The 18157-nt window shown below is 63.7% G+C and carries 16 protein-coding genes; 4 read left to right on the top strand and 12 right to left on the bottom strand.

Annotated elements, in window-relative coordinates:
• Positions 1–219 precede the first annotated feature (219 nt).
• On the top strand, positions 220–537 hold the full coding sequence (locus ABIB66_RS33880) for a hypothetical protein (protein ID WP_354205504.1): 318 nt from the start codon (positions 220–222) through the stop codon (positions 535–537).
• A gap of 123 nt (positions 538–660) precedes the next feature.
• Here the strand turns inward: ABIB66_RS33880 and ABIB66_RS33885 are convergent, their stop codons facing one another.
• From ABIB66_RS33885 to ABIB66_RS33925, 9 genes are all read right to left on the bottom strand, one after another.
• The gene (locus ABIB66_RS33885; RefSeq protein ID WP_354205501.1) at positions 661–2991 is read right to left on the bottom strand and encodes a mechanosensitive ion channel domain-containing protein; all 2331 of its coding nucleotides are present in this window, start codon (positions 2989–2991) and stop codon (positions 661–663) included.
• 959 nt (positions 2992–3950) lie between these two features.
• Positions 3951–4901 carry a polyphosphate kinase 2 family protein gene (locus tag ABIB66_RS33890; protein ID WP_354205499.1) on the bottom strand — a complete coding sequence of 317 codons (951 nt, stop codon included), beginning with the start codon at positions 4899–4901 and terminating at the stop codon, positions 3951–3953.
• Positions 4861–5880: a branched-chain amino acid ABC transporter permease gene (locus tag ABIB66_RS33895; protein WP_354205497.1), complete on the bottom strand. Its 1020-nt coding sequence runs from the start codon at positions 5878–5880 to the stop codon at positions 4861–4863. Before ABIB66_RS33895 ends, ABIB66_RS33890 begins: the two co-directional genes overlap by 41 nt.
• Positions 5877–6758 (bottom strand): branched-chain amino acid ABC transporter permease, encoded by an 882-nt coding sequence (locus tag ABIB66_RS33900; RefSeq protein WP_354205495.1) that lies wholly within the window; start codon positions 6756–6758, stop codon positions 5877–5879. Before ABIB66_RS33900 ends, ABIB66_RS33895 begins: the two co-directional genes overlap by 4 nt.
• 13 nt (positions 6759–6771) lie before the next feature.
• Complete coding sequence (locus ABIB66_RS33905; RefSeq protein ID WP_275173514.1) at positions 6772–7476, bottom strand: ABC transporter ATP-binding protein; 705 nt, start codon at positions 7474–7476, stop codon at positions 6772–6774.
• Entirely contained in the window at positions 7476–8246 is a 771-nt protein-coding gene (locus tag ABIB66_RS33910; RefSeq protein ID WP_275173513.1) for an ABC transporter ATP-binding protein, read from the bottom strand. Before ABIB66_RS33910 ends, ABIB66_RS33905 begins: the two co-directional genes overlap by 1 nt.
• A gap of 31 nt (positions 8247–8277) precedes the next feature.
• Positions 8278–9600, bottom strand: coding sequence for an ABC transporter substrate-binding protein (locus tag ABIB66_RS33915; RefSeq protein WP_275173512.1), 1323 nt, complete (start codon positions 9598–9600; stop codon positions 8278–8280).
• A gap of 95 nt (positions 9601–9695) precedes the next feature.
• Positions 9696–10400, bottom strand: a complete 705-nt coding sequence (locus ABIB66_RS33920) for an NUDIX hydrolase (RefSeq protein ID WP_354205492.1) — start codon at positions 10398–10400, stop codon at positions 9696–9698.
• A gap of 29 nt (positions 10401–10429) precedes the next feature.
• A complete protein-coding gene (locus ABIB66_RS33925; protein ID WP_275173510.1) occupies positions 10430–11455 on the bottom strand; it encodes an ABC transporter substrate-binding protein in 1026 nt (341 codons plus the stop codon).
• Positions 11456–11592: 137 nt separating this feature from the next.
• On the opposite strand from ABIB66_RS33925, the gene ABIB66_RS33930 reads away from it, so the two are divergent.
• Complete coding sequence (locus ABIB66_RS33930) at positions 11593–12042, top strand: cupin domain-containing protein (protein WP_247288096.1); 450 nt, start codon at positions 11593–11595, stop codon at positions 12040–12042.
• 39 nt (positions 12043–12081) lie between these two features.
• On the opposite strand, the gene ABIB66_RS33935 is transcribed toward ABIB66_RS33930, so the two are convergent.
• Complete coding sequence (locus ABIB66_RS33935; protein ID WP_354060696.1) at positions 12082–12867, bottom strand: ABC transporter permease; 786 nt, start codon at positions 12865–12867, stop codon at positions 12082–12084.
• Entirely contained in the window at positions 12867–13685 is an 819-nt protein-coding gene (locus ABIB66_RS33940) for an ABC transporter ATP-binding protein (RefSeq protein WP_354257651.1), read from the bottom strand. Before ABIB66_RS33940 ends, ABIB66_RS33935 begins: the two co-directional genes overlap by 1 nt.
• A gap of 132 nt (positions 13686–13817) precedes the next feature.
• On the opposite strand from ABIB66_RS33940, the gene ABIB66_RS33945 reads away from it, so the two are divergent.
• Together ABIB66_RS33945 and ABIB66_RS33950 are read left to right on the top strand one after the other, a co-directional pair.
• Complete coding sequence (locus ABIB66_RS33945; RefSeq protein WP_354205487.1) at positions 13818–14600, top strand: ATP-binding cassette domain-containing protein; 783 nt, start codon at positions 13818–13820, stop codon at positions 14598–14600.
• Positions 14597–16156, top strand: a complete 1560-nt coding sequence (locus tag ABIB66_RS33950; protein ID WP_354257654.1) for a glycine betaine ABC transporter substrate-binding protein — start codon at positions 14597–14599, stop codon at positions 16154–16156. The genes ABIB66_RS33945 and ABIB66_RS33950 overlap by 4 nt, the downstream gene beginning before the upstream one ends.
• Before the next feature lie 172 nt (positions 16157–16328).
• Here the strand turns inward: ABIB66_RS33950 and ABIB66_RS33955 are convergent, their stop codons facing one another.
• Entirely contained in the window at positions 16329–18041 is a 1713-nt protein-coding gene (locus ABIB66_RS33955) for a sulfatase-like hydrolase/transferase (RefSeq protein WP_275173505.1), read from the bottom strand.
• Positions 18042–18157: the final 116 nt, after the last annotated feature.

The raw sequence follows: 18157 nt of genomic DNA on the forward strand, positions 1-18157 counted from the left end.
TAAAATGCGTCAGGGCCAGCGCTTCAAAGCGCGGCTCAACGAAAGGCCCAGCGGCCAAATCCATTGCAGCCAACTTTTGCAACAAAATCGGCCAATAGGCGACATTTTTAGCCCATCCAATCCAATCGTTCGGCGTACCTTTTGAAATAGCAATCGGAACTAGGAAACACTGGGAAGTCCGCGCGTTTAGGGAGACGGGGCAACACACTGGAGGAAAGCATGCGAACAGCAACTCTCGCGATGATAGTCGTTGCCGGAAGCGCGATTGCCTTCCAAGCAGTGGCCCAACAGCAAAAGGCCGCACCTAGTGAGCAAACCAAGGAGGAGATGCACCGTGGTGTAGACAGTGGGCTCAAGACTAGCGAGCCCAACGAGCAGATGCAGCGTGATGCAGACAAGGGGCTCAAGACACGCAATTCCGGACAGTCCGGGTTCGTGGCAGATCAAGACAAGCCGGGCGCTTCTGCGCACCCTCCGGGCCGGCCGGAAAGCGAACAGACCACCGGTTCGGGTAACCAGACCGGCGCTCCAAAATAGAGCCGCTAGCGCTCACGTCGGCGGCGAGTCCAAATGTCCGTTTGGGGTCACGAGCCGCCGATCACACGCAAGGTGGGAGACTTCCGCTTTGGATTGGTAAGCCGACGTTTAGGGGTGCACGCCCTATCCTGCCGCTCGACGCGGCGTCAGATGAGCGGCGCTATCCGCCGGCGGCGCGATGTGCATCAGGATGGTCTGGGTGGCGGATGCGACCTCGATGCCGTTGTGCTGGAAACGCTGCTTCATGCGGCGGTTGAATTCGCGCTGCACCGGCCAGCGGCCGGCCTCGGTGCAGCGGATCTGGCCGACGATCGACACCATGGCGCCGTCGACCTTGTCGATGCCCCAGAGCTCGAGATCGCCGCGGATCAGGTTGCGGAATTCGACCTCGCGGCGCATCTCGTCGACGATATCCTTGAGGATCTGGCCGGCGCGGTCGGTATCTTCCTTGTAGGCGACGTTGACGCTGACGGATGCATTGCCGGCGCCGCGGCTGGCATTGGTGATGGTCGTGACCGCGCTGAACGGCACGATGTGCACGGCACCGTCGCCGGCCCTGAGCCTGATCGTGCGGATCGAGACGTTCTCGACTACGCCTGAGAGCCCCGACACGCTGACGCTGTCGCCGACCTGGACGGTGTTCTCCAGCAGCAGGAACAGGCCGGTGATGAGGTCCTGCACGAGCTTTTGCGAACCGAAACCGATGGCGATGCCGACGATGCCGGCGCCCGCCAGCAGCGGCGCGACATTGACGCCGATCTCGCTGAGCGCCGTGAGGCCGACGACGGTGGCGATCACGCACAGCAAGGCCGTGCGAAGCATCGGCTGAAAGGTCCGCAACCGCGCGGCGCGGGCATAGTGCCCATCGCGCGACAGCGTGTTGATCTGGCGGTCCAGCAGCGCGTTGCTGGCTTCCCAGATCGCCGCCGCGATGAATACGGCAAGTCCGATCGTCACCACCGCAGAGATCAGCCGGCTGCCTATCTGGCCGCCATAGAACCAGACGATGGCGTCGACGCCCCAGACTTCGAGCACGGCCACCAGACCGATGAAGGCGATGACGCCAGATACAATCTTGCGCAGCAGCGGCAGGTAGCGGTTGGCGCGGATTTCGAGGCCCGGAAAGCGCTGGAGGATTTCCGGCTTAATGCGGAAGCCGCGGTCGATCAGGCCGAGCGTCAGCATGATGGCGACGCGCGTGATCAGCGCCACCGCGATGGTGCCGACGAAATATTGCAGCAGCAACGAATAGCCGTTGCGAATGTTCAGCGCCCACACGGCCCACAGCGCCAGGTCGAGCGCGATGGCGAGATAATGCCAGCCGCCCGCAATGCGGTTGCGCAGTCCCGCCGCGATGCCCTGCCGGTCGGCCGGCGCGCGGATGGCTTCAGCGACCTGGCGGCGGCATTGCAGGATGATCACGACGATGAAGAGATGCACGACCAGCATCACCATGCGCAGGAGCGCGGCATAGCCGCCGCGATGCAGGCCGAGCAGCAGCGCCACATTCGCAAAGGCGATGCCGGAGACGCCGACACCGACGATACGGCGCGCCCAGATCTCGATATAAGCGGCGGTCTCGGCCTTGACCGGAAACAAGCCGAACGGTCCCGCCAGCACACGGACCACACAGATGAGCCCGCGCGAGAACGCATAGGCGTTGACGACGGCGAGGATCACCAAGCGGACGGTGGTGGGCTCGCCAATCTCGGTGCCGAGCAGCGCCGTGGCGACGCCGACAAAGACCAACACGGGTAGCAGCTCGAGCAGGAAGCGTCCCAGCACGAGGGGCAGCCGCAGCATGATTTGCCAAGCCCGCGCCAGGCTGTGGCGGCGCCTGTGCAGTTCGGGGGCGGGGGTGACATCGGCGACCGATGACGGCGGATCGGCAATGGGCAACACCTGCACCGGGAGACGGGCCGTTTGCGGCATGCGCCCTTCCAGGAACACGACGGGGCGCCGGATCAGACGGAACATCACCCATTCGGCGCAAAAGGCGCAGCCGAAGACCAGACCGAGCTTCCAGGCGATCTCGATCAGGAGATTGTAGGCCGCGGGATCGTTCGCGGTCCGCACGATCCAGTAATAGAACGCCGGGAAATGCGTGAGCGTCCTGGCCATATCGGCGACGTCTCGCGAAATTTCGCCGATCTCCTCAGACACGGTGAGCATGAGCTGCGCACCGAGGCCGTCGGCCGCGAGCGGGATCGGCGATTTTGGCTCGGGCACAGGCTGCTGTGGACCGGACGCATTGGCAATCGCACGCAGTGTGTCGATCATCTGCGTGCGCTTCTTGTCGTCCTGCAGCGTTTCCAGCGCGCGCTTGGCCTCATCGGGCGACAAGGCGGCAGCGCTGTTTGCCGCAGGCGCAGGCGGCGCGGCGCTGACGCCGGAGAGCGATGCGATCGCGATCAAGAGCGCGGCGAGAAGCGCGGAGGCAAGCTTATGCGACACGAGGGATTCCCTGGGAAAAATGAATGCGACGGCGACGTCGGGACCGTCACCGCCGAAGCACATGCATCATGTCGGATCGACGCTATTCGCCCGGGCGCTGTGTCGGAAGTTGGCCAATGAGGCGACATTCTCTTGGCATTTGCCGCGGTGCAGGAAGCGGGAACCGCGGACTCAGGCCGAGGGAAGAGTATGCGGCAGCATTTCAATGCAGATGGATGCAGTTGAGCCTCATCCTGAGGAGGCCGCGAAGCGGTCGTCTCGAAGGACGAGGGCGCTCGCTCAGGTGCCGCCGAGACGTCATATGCGATCGCCCTGATATGCGATCGCCCTGCGTCATTCCGGGAGTCGGCCCGGAATGACGCGATGAGGAGGAGGAGAGAAGCAGGATGTCAAAAGCGCGGCGGCCTTGTCACGGCCATCCGACATGATCGCTGTGATGCAATCGATCTGATGCAGAGTACAGCGCCGGGCAGGTAGGGGCTATGCCACACTGATGCAGCCCACTAGACCTTGGCCCGGCGTGCCGTTCGCGTTTCTGCCGCTATGCGATAGTCCGAACGAGCTCCATCGCACTTAACGCGGCTGGTTCTGCGGAGGTGGTGTCATAGACCTCCCCTTGCTCTTGATGTGGACGTTGCGCGTCGCTTGTTTGCGACCATTGGGATGGTCCTCCCGTGACGCAAGACTGTCAAGCAAGATCAACGGCGCGCAAATCACATTTGAGGGCGCGTTCCATTCCAGCGCGACGGATTCACCGCTGCCGAAACACGAGAAGTGGACGAGTTACGAGACTGCCCTTCCCGCAAATGTAGAGCGCGTCTGCTACGGGTTGGCGCGTGGGTACTAAGAGGTTGGGGATGATGACATCATACCCCTGTTTTGCCCGACGAGTCAAACCGCTTCGACAAATCCGCAATCGATCGAGCTGGCCTTCAAGTCATTGATTTCGCTATCCCCGGCTACTGTGCATGGGGTTGTTTTCGCGTTTTTGTTTTCTTGCCCGCCTTCTCCTCTTTCTCCAGCGCCTTGCGAACCTCGTCGAATTCGCCCAGCGAGGCCTTGTCGGCATGAGGGAATCGCAGATCGAGCTTTTCGAGCGCCGCGACGATGGCCGACCCGATCACGACGCGAGCGAACCATTTGTGGTCGGCCGGCACGACATACCACGGCGCATGCGGCGTTGCCGTGTGCCGGACGATGTCCTGATAGACCGCCTGGTAGCGCGGCCACAGCGCGCGTTCCTTGATGTCGTCCATGGAGAACTTCCACTGCTTGGACGGATCCTCCAGCCGGTCGAGGAAGCGCTCGCGCTGCTCGTCCTTGGACAGATTGAGGAAGAATTTCAGCACCACAGTGCCGTTGCGCGAGAGATAGCGCTCCCACGCAGAGATGTCCTCGAACCGCTCCTTCCAGATGTTCTTGGTGAGGACCTTCTGCGGCAGCTTCTCCTTGGCGAGGATCTCCGGGTGCACGCGCGTCACTAGGCATTCCTCGTAATGGGAGCGGTTGAAGATGCCGATATGGCCGCGCTCCGGCAGCGCGACCGCGTGGCGCCAGAGGAAGTCGTGGTCGAGCTCTTTGCTGCTCGGCGCCTTGAAGGCACTGACTGCGCAGCCTTGCGGATTGATGCCCTCGAAGATCGCCTTGATCGCCGAATCCTTACCGCCGGCGTCCATCGCCTGGAACACGATCAGCACCGACCAGCGGTCCTGGGCGTAGAGCTTCTCCTGAAACGCGATCAGCCGCTTCTTGTTGGCCTCGAGAATCTCCTGCGCCTTCTCCTTGTCGAGGTCGCCCTTCTCGTCGGTCTTGTGGTCCTTGAGATGAAACTTGCCCGAACCATCATAGCGGAATGGCGTGATGTAGCGGTCAAGCTCCTGGGCGAGCGATTTGGACGACTTCTTGCTCATGAGCGCGGGGCACCTTGCGTTGCGGCTTCAATCGATCGAGCAAGCTACCAAGGATGCCCTTCGGAAGGAATATGATGAAAAGCACGAGCAGCACGCCGTAGACGAGATTGTCCCAGCCGACCGCCTTGGTGCCAAAGCCGATGCGCAGGGTCTCAGCCAGCATAATCGTGATGATGGCGCCAAAGGTCGGGCCGAGCGAGACGAACAGGCCGCCGACGATGGCCGCGAACACCATCTGGAGCGACACCGCGATGCCGCTGACCGTGTCTGGCGTGATGAACATCTGGTACTGGCAGTAGATCGCACCCGCAAGCGCCGTCATCAGCGCGCTGAGCAGCGTGATCTTCAGCTTCTCCGCGGTCACGTCGACGCCGGCCGCGGCCGCGGCGTCCTCGTCCTCCGAGATCGCCTCCAGCGCATAGCGGGCCATGCTGCGATCGACCCAGTGCCAGACCACGATGCCGAAAAGCCAGACCCCGAGCGCGATCAAATACCAGGTGATCTTGTCGTCGAATTGCAGCGCCCAGAGCTTGTTGCCCGCGGCCCGGTTCGGCGTGTAGCCGAGCGAGCCGCCGGTATAGTCGCGCGTCGCCGTGATGACCTGGAGCACGATGCCGGAGAGCGCGAGCGTCACCAGCACGAAATAGTGCCCGGTGATGCGGAAGCGAAAGCAGGGATAGCCGACGATCAGCGCCAGCGCGCCGGCTGCGACCATGCCCATGGGGATGCCGATCCAGGGCGACCATCCCAGGTGATTCCAGAGTAGCGCGGTGACATAGGCGCCGATCCCCATGAACCCGCCATGGCCGAGCGAGACCAGGCCGAACCGCCCCATCATCGACCATGACGTATAGGCGAACGACCAGATCAGGATCAGCACCAGGATGTGCAGATGATAGGGATCGCGATAGACGAAAGGCAGCGCGACCAGCGCCGCCAACCCCATCGCCCAAGCTGCAAGCCGTCCCCGCCCCATCATCGGCGCCTCGCGAGCAGGCCCGCGGGCCGGATGAACATCATGACAATAAAGAAGGCGAAGGCGAGCACATAGCCCCATTCGAGATCGGAGAACAGGCCGCCGAGCGAGATGATCTCGGCGAACACGAAGGCGGCGATGAAGCCGCCGATGAAATTGCCCAAGCCCCCGAGCACGCAGATCAGAAAGGTGATCGGCCCGAACGACAGGCCGACAAAGGGATGCACGTCATATTGCAGCACAAGGAGGCAGGCGGCGAGCCCGGCCAGCCCCCCGCCGATGGCGGAGGTGATGAGATAGATCCGCTTCGTGTCGACGCCCATCAGCGCCATGATCTGCCGGTCCTGCGAGATCGCCCGGATCGCGGTGCCGGTGAAGGTTCGCGTCATGAACAGATAAACCGCGACCATGCCGACCAGCGCAGCCAGGAAGGACAGAAGCCGTGCGTAGCTGAAATTCATCTCGCCGAAGGCGAGCACCGGCAGGCGGATGCCGAGGTTGCGGAAGTCGATGCCAAAGGCGACGGTGGCAAAGCTCTGCAGCACGAACAGCACCCCGCCGGTCGCGAGCAACTGGTTGATCGGCGGCGCGGTGAGCAGCGGTGCGATCACGAGGTAATGCAGCGCCGCTCCGAGCACCGCGACCAGCAGGATGGTGAGCGGCGCGGCGAGGAAATAGCTGATGCCGTAATACTGCACCAGGAAATACATCGCGTACATGCCGATCATCACCAGCTCTGCGTAGCAGATCCAGGTCACGTCGATGACGCCGAAGATCAAATTGAGCCCGAGCGCGAGCAGCGCCAGCACGCCGCCGAGCAGGATGCCGTTGATCACGGCCTCCAGCAGGTAGATGTCAAAAATGTCTAAAAACGCTTGCATGCCCGCATGAACCTCACACCCCGAGATACGCTTCCTTGACCGTGTCGCTTGCCAGCATCTCGGCCGAGGTGCCTGAGGACCTGATCGTGCCCGCCTCGATCAGGTAGGCACGATCGACCACCCGCAGCACCTGCTGCACATTCTGCTCGACGATCAGCACGGTCAGCCCGCTGGCGCGGATCCGCTTCACCAGCTCGAACACCTGCTGCACCACGACTGGCGCGAGCCCTGCCGACGGCTCGTCGAGCAGCAGCAGCTTTGGATTCGACATCAGCGCGCGGCCGATGGCGCACATCTGCTGCTCGCCGCCGGACATGGTGCCGGCCATCTGGTGGCGGCGCTCCTTCAGGCGCGGAAACAGTTCGAACACCACGTCCAGCCGTTCGGCGTAGTGGTCGCGCGCCTCCTTCATGAACGCGCCCATCTTGAGATTGTCGTCGACCGAGAGCTGCGGAAACAGCCGCCGATTCTCCGGCACATGCGCGATCCCGAGGCTGACGATCTTGTGCGGCGGCGTGGCCACCACGTCCACGCCCTCCATTCTGATCGAGCCACGCGAGGGACGGATCAGGCCGGAGATGACGCGCATCAATGTGGTCTTGCCGGCCCCGTTCGGCCCGATGACGCCGACAGCCTCACCCGCCCTCACGTCGAGATCGAGATCGAACAATGCCTGGAACGTGCCATAGCCGGCATTGACACCGCGGAGCTCCAGCATCACTGCACCCCCGCGCGGCGGCGCGCTGCGGCGGCCGCGGCCTGCGTGGTCTCGGCATCGGTGCCGAGATAGACCTCGATGACACGGGGATCGCCGGCAACGGCACTCGGCAAGCCTTCCGAGATCTTCTCGCCGTGGTCGAGCACCATGACGCGATCGACGACTCGCATCAGCACGCCCATGATATGCTCGACCCAGATGATGGTGATGCCGAGCTCGTCGCGGATGTTGCGCAGCATGTCGGCCGCCTGCCCCATCTCGGCCTCGTCGAGGCCGCCGAGGCTCTCATCGGCCAGCAGAAGTTTTGGCGCGGTGGCGAGCGCTTTCGCCAGTTCGAGCTTCTTCAGGCCGGCTGCGCCCAGACCATCGACGCTGGCATGGCGATCGGTCGGCAAGCCGACCATCGCCAGTGATCGCTCGGCCGCCTCCTCGGCCCTGGCACGGCTGTGGCGGCCCTGGCCGTAGAATCCGGCGAGCGCGACGTTCTCGAAGATCGTCAGGCGACGAAACGGCCGCGGGATCTGGAAGGTGCGGCCGATGCCGCTGTTGATGATCCGGTGCGGCGGAAGGCCTGCGATCTCGGAGCCGCCGAACAGGATCGAACCGGACGTCGGCGCCAGCGTGCCCGAGAGCATATTGAAAATCGTGCTCTTGCCCGAGCCGTTGGGTCCGATCAGGCCGAGGATCTCGCCCTGATCGACTTTGAACGACACATTGTTGACGGCGGTGAAGCCACCAAACCGCTTCACCAGCCCGCTGACTTCCAGCACCGTCCCGCTCTCCTCTCTGCGCGCATTGGCGCTACTGGTTGCTGTAGGTGGTGCCCTTCGGCAGCGGCAGCACGGCCTCGCGCTGCGCCTGGCTCTTGGGCCACACCACGGAGGACTTGTCGTCGATGTACTGGATCACGACCGGGAACGAGCGCTCGTTCTGTCCGGCCATCGGCGTGCCCTCGCCGTAGAATTTGACGCCGAAGCCGAGCATGGTGCCCCCTTCGGGAATATCGGTGTCGAGTGCAGCCTTACGCAGCGCATCCGGATCGACCCCGCCATATTTCTTGATCGCGCGCGGCAGCACGTCATTCATGAACACATAGGTGTTGGACGCACCGATGCCGACATGCGCCGAGCGGATGGCGACGCCGGGCCGGATCTTGTCGAATTCCTCGCCGACCATCTTGATCACAGGCGGAAGCTTGGGATCCATGGTCTTCTGGTTGGCAAGCCAAATCGAGATCGGGTCAGTGTTGAAGATGTAGGTGGCATCCGCGCCCATGCCTTCCTTCAGTTTCTCATAGACGCCGTAACCCGCACCGTGCCCCATCAGCGCGCCGAACTTCAGCCCCTGTTCGCGCGCCTGACGCAGCAGCAGCGTGATATCAGGGTTGTAGCCGGTGTGGAAAATGACGTCGGGCTTGGCGCGCTTCAACTTGGTCACCAGCGCAGAGAGGTCAGGCGCAGTGGCCGAATAGCCCTCCTTCATCACGACGTTGAAGCCCGCCTTCTTCGCGCCGGCCTCGTTGCCCCTGGACACATCGACGCCATAGGCGCCGTCCTCGTGAATGATGGCGACGCGCAGATCCTTCGGCTCCTTGTCGAACTTCGCCTTGGCGTTCTGCGCGATGAAATCCATCGTCATCATGCCGAACTGGTCGCCGCTCGCCTGCGGGCGGAAGACGTATTTGTAACCCTTCTCGTTGAACACGGCCGACGAGATGCAGGTCGTCATCCACATGAACTTCTTGAGCTGCTCGACGCGCGCGGCGACCGGCACGCATTGCGCCGAGGAGAAGAAGCCGAGCACCATGTCGACCTTTTCCTGCTCGAGCAGGCGGACGGATTCGTTGATCGCGATGTCAGGCTTGCTCTGCGCATCGGCGTAGACCGCTTCGATCTTGTAACCCTCGACGCCGGTCTTGGCGAAATGGTCAAGGACGATCTTTGCGCCGATATAGCCGAGCTCAGAGCCGCCGCCGGCGAGAGGCCCGGTCAAATCGAAAACGACGCCGATCTTGATCTTCTTCTCTTTGACTTGATCTTGGGCCTGGGCGCACACTGCCAAGCCCGTCGCTGATATCGCGACCAACAGCCCACGTACCAAACGGGCAGCCCTGCGCACGCGCATCAAAACCTCCCTGGACGATTGTGCATTGCATTCTTTTTAGGTTTGCAATTTTGCCCATCACATGGGCTGAGCGCAGCGATGTCAAGCCTCGCGCATCAGCGCAACGCGAACTGCTGCTCGACGAAGGCCGTGACAAATCGCGGCATGGACGGCGTGAGATCACTCATGCCGCGCACGAGATGAATGGCCGAGAGCTCTGGCTCGGCCTCGCCCGCCAGATTGGCTTCGATCCGCGCACGCGCCACATCACCCGGCATGTCCAGGTTGATAATTTTCAGCATTGCAATCGCGGGACCAGTGACGACGCAGTGCCAGTCCGGCTCGACCCGATAGTCGGTCGCGGTCAGGCCGGTCTCTTCCTCGAGTTCGCGGATCACACTGCCGGGAATGTCGAGCGTGTCGCCCCTGACGTCGTCGAGATCGGGCGTCCCCGAGGGGAAATAGATCCGGCCTGCATTGGCGGTGTGCTGCGCCATCTCGCCCATCACGAATGCGCCGTCGGACGTGCGCAGCGCGCCCATGCCAAAGCCGTTGAACACGGCCTTGTCGGGAAAGCCCCAGTCGCGCCAGGCGAGGAAGCTCGCGAAATTGGTCTCGAAATAGGTCGCGGCGAGATGGCCGTCGGTGAACATTGCATCGCGCCCGAGCAGGACGCGACCGTTCCAGAGCTTTGGCCGCTCGCGCTGCTTCTCGGCGAAATGCGCGGCGATCTCGGCGCGCCGCTCCTCCGCGAACGCCCAGACGATCGGCCGCACGGCAAGTTCAAGCGTCGTGACCCGATGAATGATTGGTGACGTCATGACGCCTGATGACCACGCCTTCGCGTCGGTTATTTGGCGCTCCCCGTGGTCTTCTTGGCCTGCTCGACGTATTTGTTGGTGAAGGTCTTGCTGACGTCGATCTTGGCGTTCGCCACGTCGGGCGATCCGACGCTGAACACCGCGAGCACGGCGTCAGCGCCCTTCGGGTCCATCTTGCCGGTCTCGGAGTACATCGGGATCGTGTTCTTGAGTGCCGCGAGATAGAGGTCCTTGTTCTTGCCCACCGTCTCCTCCGGCATCTTCGCCATGATCTCCTCGGGCGAGTGCGAGTGGATCCAGGCGAGCGTGCCCAGGATCGCGTTGGTCAGCGCCTGCGTCTCCTTCTCGTGGCCGGCAACCCAGGCCGCGGTCGAGTACAGCGCGCCGCCCGGATATTCGCCCCCGAACGTCTCGAGCGTATCCTTTTGCGTGCGGGTATCGGAGAGGATGCGCAGATCTTTGTGGCTGCCCTGGAGCACGGTCACGGACGGATCGAGCATCACGGCCGCGTCGATCTGGCCCTGCTCCATGGCGGCGACCGCAGTGGCGCCGAGGCCGACGCCGATCACGGCGGTGCTGGCGGGATCCACGCCATTCTTCTTCAGCATATACTTCAGGAAGAAGTCAGTGGAGGAGCCGGGCGCGCTGACGCCGACCTTCTTGCCGGCGAGGTCCTTGATCGACTTGATCTCGTTGGTGTGCGAGGGCGAAACCACCAGCACGAGGCCGGGATAGCGGTCATAGACGACGAACGCCTGAAGCTCCTGCTTCTTGGCCGCAAGGTTGACGCAATGGTCGAAATAGCCGGAGACCACGTCGGCGCTGCCACCGAGCACGGCCTTGAGCGCGTCCGAGCCGCCCTTGAGGTCCACGAGCTCGACATTGAGACCCGCCTTGTCGTATTCGCCGAGCTGCTTGGCCAGCACCGTGGGCAGGTAGCACAGGCAGGAGCCGCCGCCGATCGCGATGGTAACCTTGCTTTGCGCCGCCGCGAGACCGGTGGTGAGCGTCAGCGCGAGCAGCGCGCCCGCGAGCCTGGCTATCGTGTTCTTCATTGGTTTCCTCCGTTCGGCTGGCGGCACCATAGAGCAGCCGGACTGGCTTGAGAAGCAGGACCGAAGGCGCTGGCCATCGGCCTTTCGGCGCAATAGCATGAGCCCACAAGAACAATTCTTGATGGGGAGGATCATCCATGAATCGCCTTGCAATCGGACTGTCGATCGCCACCGCTTTTGCCGCCGGATGCGGCGCAACCCACCTGCTGCGGCCGGCGCTGGCCGCGGAGAATATCACTCCGCAGATCATCCACACTGGCGAGATGGAGGGCGACGCGCTCGGGAACGCCAACGCCGTCGGCTTCCGTTCCAAGATGTTCGCGAGTGCCGACGGCGCCACCATCTCGATCCAGGTCGGCAATGTGCCCAAGCACATGCATCCCAACACCAACGAGATCCAGTATATTTTGGAGGGCACCGGCACGATCTGGTTCGGCGACAAGGAGGTCACGGTGAAGCCGGGCGATCTCGTCATCATCCCGAAGGGGACGCCGCATGGCGGCACCAAGCCGATCAGCGGACAGGTCAAGGCGATCGCGATCAAGACGCCGCCGCAGGCCCCCGACGACACCAAGTTGCTGGATTGATCGATCCGGGGCTCGCACGCCGTGCGGGCCCCTTGCGACTTAGCCGCGTCCGTCCACGGTGGGGCGCCAGACCAGCAGTCTCCGCTCCACCAGCGTCACACCAAAATCGATCAGAATGACAAAGGCCGACAGCACGAACATGCCGGCGAACACCCCGGCGACATCGAATACGCCCTCGGCCTGCTGAATGAGATAGCCGAGCCCCGCCGCCGATCCCAGATATTCGCCGACGACCGCACCGACCACGGCAAAGCCCACCGACGTGTGCAGGGATGAGAACATCCACGACAGCGCCGAGGGCCAATAGACGTGCTGCATCAGCTGCCGCTCGCTCATGCCAAGCATGCGGCCGTTGTCGAGCACGGTGCGGCTGACCTCCTTGACGCCCTGATAGACGTTGAAGAACACGATGAAGAACACCAGCGTCACGCCGAGCGCGACCTTGGACCAGATGCCCAGCCCAAGCCACAGCGCGAAGATCGGCGCCAGCACCACACGCGGCAGTGCGTTGACCATCTTGACGTAGGGATCGAACACCGCGGCGACCAGCGGCTGGCGCGCGAACCAGAAGCCGATCAGGACGCCACCGGCCGATCCGATCACGAAGGCCAGGATCGATTCCGTCAGCGTGATGCCGAGATGCTTCCAGATCACACCGGACGAGAACCATTTGACGATCTGGGCGAAGACGTCGACCGGGTTGGAGAAGAAGAACGGCGGCAGCAGGATCTTGCCGAACACGGGCACGGTCGACAGCAATTGCCACAGCGCGAGGCAGACCACCGCGACCAGCACTTGCAGAGAGAGCAGCGTCAGCCGCGACATCACACCGCCTCCGCCGCTTGCGTGGACTGCGCATAGCCCTTCATGACCTCGTCCTTGAGCACGCTCCAGATCTCGCGATGAAGCGCATGGAATTCCTTGTCCAGCCGCACTTCAAAAATGTCGCGCGGGCGCGGCAGGCTCACGCGCCAGTCGCCGATGATGCGGGAGGACGGCCCCGCCGACATGATCACGACGCGGTCGGCGAGCGCGATCGCCTCTTCCAGGTCATGGGTGACGAACAGCACGGCCTTGCGGTCGGCGTTCCAGAGGTCGAGCAGCAGGTTGCCCATCACCTGCCGGGTCTGCGCATCCAGCGGTCCGAACGGCTCGTCCATCAGCAGGATCTTTGGATCGCGGATCAGCACCTGCGCCAGAGCCACGCGCTTGCGCTGGCCACCCGAGAGCATGTGAGGATAGCGGTTGGCGAAGGCGCCCAAGCCAACCGAGGTCAGCCACTTTTGCGCCCGCGGCAGCGCCTCGCTGCGCGGCGTGCCGCTGACTTCGAGCCCGATCGCGACGTTGTCGAGCGCGGTCTTCCAGGGGAACAGCGCATCGGCCTGGAACAGATAGCCGGCATCCCGGTTCAGTCCGGCAAGCGGCTGGTCGAATATCCTGACGCTCCCGGCAGCCGGCTTCAGCAGCCCGGCCGCGACGTTGAGCAGCGTCGATTTCCCGCAGCCGGTTGGGCCGACGATGGCGACGAACTCGCCCTCTCCGACCGTCAGATTCGCCTTCTCCACCGCCGTATAGACCCGCTCGTCCCCCAGCCGGAACGCGACCTTGGCATCTTCCAGCGCCACCCCCGTAAGCGTCGTCATGTATTCCCTCCGAACTTGGCCCGATGCCTTAGCCGCTCGCGCAGCCAAGTTCAATCAAGCCGGCAAGCGTGCTACGCATGGGCCTCGTCATCCCCTGCCCCACGGGCGGGTTAGCGCAGTGAGCCCCGCCCGATGCGATCCAGGCCGATGATTGGCTATGCCCACGTCACCAAGAGCTTCGGCGCGCTCAAGGCTGTGGACGATGTGTCACTCGACATCGCCGAAGGCGAGTTTGTTGCCGTCGTCGGCGGCTCGGGTTCGGGCAAGACGACGCTGCTGCGGCTCGCCAACCGCCTGATCGAGGCGGATGGCGGCGCGATCACGGTCGAGGGCGACGACGTGCAGTCTGTAGATCCGGTCGCGCTGCGGCGCCGCATCGGCTACGTCTTCCAGAGCGGCGGGCTGTTCCCGCATCTGAGCGTCGCCGACAATATCGGGATCACGCCAAAACTGCTCGGCGTCCCTGCGGCGGATATCGCAACGCGGGTCGATGAGTTGCTCGAACTCGTGCAGCTCGACCGGTCCGCGCATCGCGAGCGGTTGCCGGATGCGCTCTCGGGCGGCCAGCGCCAGCGTGTCGGCGTGGCGCGGGCGCTTGCGGCAAGGCCCCGGATCGTGCTGATGGATGAACCATTCGGCGCGCTCGATCCCCTCACCCGCGATGCACTCGGCGACGATTTTCGCGAGCTGCACCGCAAGCTCGGCCTGACCACCGTGATGATCACCCACGACATGACGGAAGCGATCCTGCTCGCGGACCGCATCGCGGTGATGCGCGGCGGGAAGCTGCTGGCGCAGGGCACGCCAGTGGAGCTCTCGAACAGCAAAGACGCCTACGTGCTGGAGTTGCTGCGGACGCCGCGTCGCCAGGTCGAGCGATTGAACGCGCTGCTGCCACAGAGCGGGGCGGCATGAGCCTTTTCACCGATCCGCGCTGGGGCGAGGCGCTGGGGCATTTGCCCGACTATCTCGGCAACCACGTCCGGGTGAGTCTTGCCGCACTTGCGCTCGGCCTGATGGTCAGCCTGCCGCTGGCGATCCTGACCCGCAACCGCCCCACGCCGCGCGCCGTGCTGCTCGCGCTCGCCAGCATCGTGCAGACGGTGCCCGGACTGGCGCTGCTCGCGCTGTTCTATCCGCTCCTGCTGCTCGCGGCCTCCGTAACGCTGGCCTGGTTCGGCGTCTCCTTCTCCGCTTTCGGCTTCCTGCCGGCGATGCTGGCGCTGGCGCTCTATTCGATGCTGCCAGTGCTGCGCAATGGCATCACCGGCCTCAACGGCATCGATCCCGCGCTGATCGAGGCCGCGAAGGGCGTCGGAATGACCGCACCGCAGTCTCTGGTGATGGTCGAACTGCCGCTGGCTCTCCCGGTGATGATGGCTGGCATCCGTACCGCCGCAGTGTGGGTGATCGGCACCGCGACGCTGTCGACCCCGATCGGGCAGACCAGCCTCGGCAATTACATCTTTGCCGGGCTCCAGACCCAGAACTGGGTGTTCGTGCTGTTCGGCTGCTTTGCCTCGGCCCTGCTGGCGCTCGCCGTCGATCAACTGCTCGGGCTGATCGAGAGCGGCCTGCGCTGGCGCAACCGCGTGCGTACAGCGCTTGGCGCGGCCGGGATCGCCGCACTGGTCGTCGCAACACTGGTGCCGACGATGGGGCGCTCATCACAGAGCTATGTCGTCGGCGCCAAGACGTTTGCCGAGCAATATGTGCTGTCGGCGCTGATGCGGGACCGGCTTCAGGCCGCCGGTCTCTCCGCCGTCGCACGATCCGGTCTCGGCTCGAGCGTGATCTTCGAGGCCTTGAAAGCCGGCGACATCGATCTCTATGTCGATTACTCCGGCACGCTCTGGGCCAATCAGCTTCACCGCACGGACATCAAGCCGCGCGCGGAGCTGCTGGCGGAGCTGCAAACGGCGCTTGCGAAGGAGAACATCACCCTGCTCGGCGAGCTCGGATTCGAGAACGCCTATGCGCTGGTGATCCCGAAGAAGCGCGCCGAGGCACTTGGCATCCGCACCATCGCCGATCTGGCCGCGCATGCTTCGACCCTGTCGATCGCCGGCGACTATGAGTTCTTCTCGCGACCCGAATGGGCGGCACTGCAAAAGGCCTATGGCCTCTCGTTCCGCGCCCAGCGCCAGATGCAGCCGGACTTCATGTACGCGGCCGTTGCCAGCGGCGAGGTCGATGTCATTGCGGGCTACACCAGCGACGGGCTGATCGCAAAATACGATCTCGTTGCGCTCGACGATCCCAGGCACGCGATCCCGCCCTACGACGCCATCCTGCTGCTGGCCCCGAAACGGGCCGGCGACGAGCGGTTGCAGGCCGCACTGAAACCGCTGCTCGGCAAGATCGACATCGCGACCATGCGCGAAGCCAATTTACGCGCCGCTGGCAATGACGCGAATTCGTCGCCGGATGCGGTGGCGAAATGGCTATGGGAGAAGGTGGGTGGGCGGTAAGCCGCGCCATTCATTCGATGTCGTCCTGGCGAAGGCCAGGACCCATTACCCCACAAGGCAATTGTCGAAGTCCGATAGCCCACCACGCTTTCGTTGGAACCAACACGTTTTGCCAACGATAAATCACGCGGTATGGGTCCTTGGCCTTCGCCAGGACGACCTTGGAGAGACGCTACAACCCTCTGATCATCCCCGCATCGATCAGCAGCCGGTTCAGCCGGCGCGCTTCGGCCCCGTCCTTGCAACCGTAGAATATGCCCTTGCAGCGGAGCATGATCTCCTTCTGCTCAGCGAAGGACGGATCGAGCGGGATGCCGGCAGCTTCCTGGATGACCAGCGGCAGATACGGGCCATCGACCGTGTCCATCACGGCCTCGCTCTTCACCGGCTCGAAATTGACGGCGTCGATCGCGTAGTAGGTCGCGTAAAGACGTGGGTCGTAGGCGTCGAGCTTCTTGCCGAGAGCGCCCTCGTCGAGCCCGGGCTCGAGGATAGCAGGCGCGAATTCCGGCTGGTGATCGCCGTAGCGCACGATCAGGAAGGGCTCGCCGGGAAATTTCTTCTTCAGGCTCGCGAGAAAAGCCTTGTATTGCTCGGCGCTCATCGCCTGCCGGCGCAGATATTCGTCGATGGAGGGCACATTGCCCGGTGCGCGCCAGTTCGGCAGCAGATCCGGGCGGAAGCGCGTCTCCCAGGGGAAATGATTGGCGCCGAGATAGATGAAGGTGAACAGCGGCTTGTTCGGCGTTCGCTCACCCATCAGCCGGAGCGCCTTGTCGTAGAAGAAGCTATCCGGCTCGACATCCTTGGCGCCGAGATCCTTGGAATCGAGGAAGCGTTCGATGCCGGTCGTCACCTGAAAGCTGCGCGCGGCCATGAAGCCGCCATGGGCGGGGTAGAGCGACATCGTATCGTAGCCGCAGCGGCGCAGCGCCAGCGGCAGGCCGCGCTCGACGCGGCCCGTCGCGATGCGGGTCACGAAATAGGCGAAGCGGCCGAACGAGCGCGACGACAACCCCGCGAGCACATTGTATTCGGTGAACCAGCTCGGCCCGCCATTGCTCTCCGCCAGAAACGCGCGCTCCTTGCCGTCCCAGGATTTGAAATGGCTGCCGTAGCCCGGCGGCACCTTAATGCCCTGCGCAGCGCGGATGTCGAAGCTCGATTCATCATGGACCATGATGATGTTCGGCCGCCGGCCGGCGGGATGGCAGGCATCGACCAGCGGCATGTTGAGCCGTTCGTTGGTCGAAGCCGTCGACTCCATGAAGCCGTATTGCGCGAAGTCGGAGACCGCGCTGACGCCTGAGCGGAAGAACTTTGAGAGATAGCCGTCGTCGTAATAGCCGCGCCAGGCCTCGTCCGGATGATAGAGCGAATAGCCGACCAGCGCGGCGAGGCAGGCGAGCTTGCAGGCGAGCGCCGGCAGCCTACGGATGCGGAATGGGTCGAGCCACCACAGCGCATACATCAGCGGCAGCGTGACGAGGCCGGCCCCGATCACCGACCAGCGCAAATTCGGGAAGATCGTGAACAGGAACGCCACCGTGTCGCGGTCGATCATCATCAGGTCGATGAAGTTCACCGTCATCTGCACGACGTCGTGCTTCAGCCGTGACAGCAGCACCAGCACCACGACCAGGGTCAGCGACAGCGCACCCGAGAGCGCCGGCCGCCGCAGCAGTGTGATCCAGAAGAAGTTGAGGATGCCCCAGGCCAGCACGAAGGAGAGCCGTGCGCCGAAATCCGTCTCGGTCTCGTACATCAGGACGAGCGCAGCGAGATGCGGCGCCGCAACGGCGAGCAGCCGCCAGATGCCGAGCGCGGCGACGCTCGCCAGTACGGCGGTCGTGGCAGAAGGACCTGGATTGGGCGCGGACGCCATCGACGACACGCAACTGCTGGTCCGGCACGGTGATGCCGAGCCGGCTGACCGGGCCTGCGGCGTTCGGCGCAGCCGGAAGGCCTGCACCGTGTCATAAAACTGTAATTGAACGGTCA

This window comes from Bradyrhizobium sp. F1.13.3, assembly GCF_040548265.1.
GTDB lineage: Bacteria > Pseudomonadota > Alphaproteobacteria > Rhizobiales > Xanthobacteraceae > Bradyrhizobium.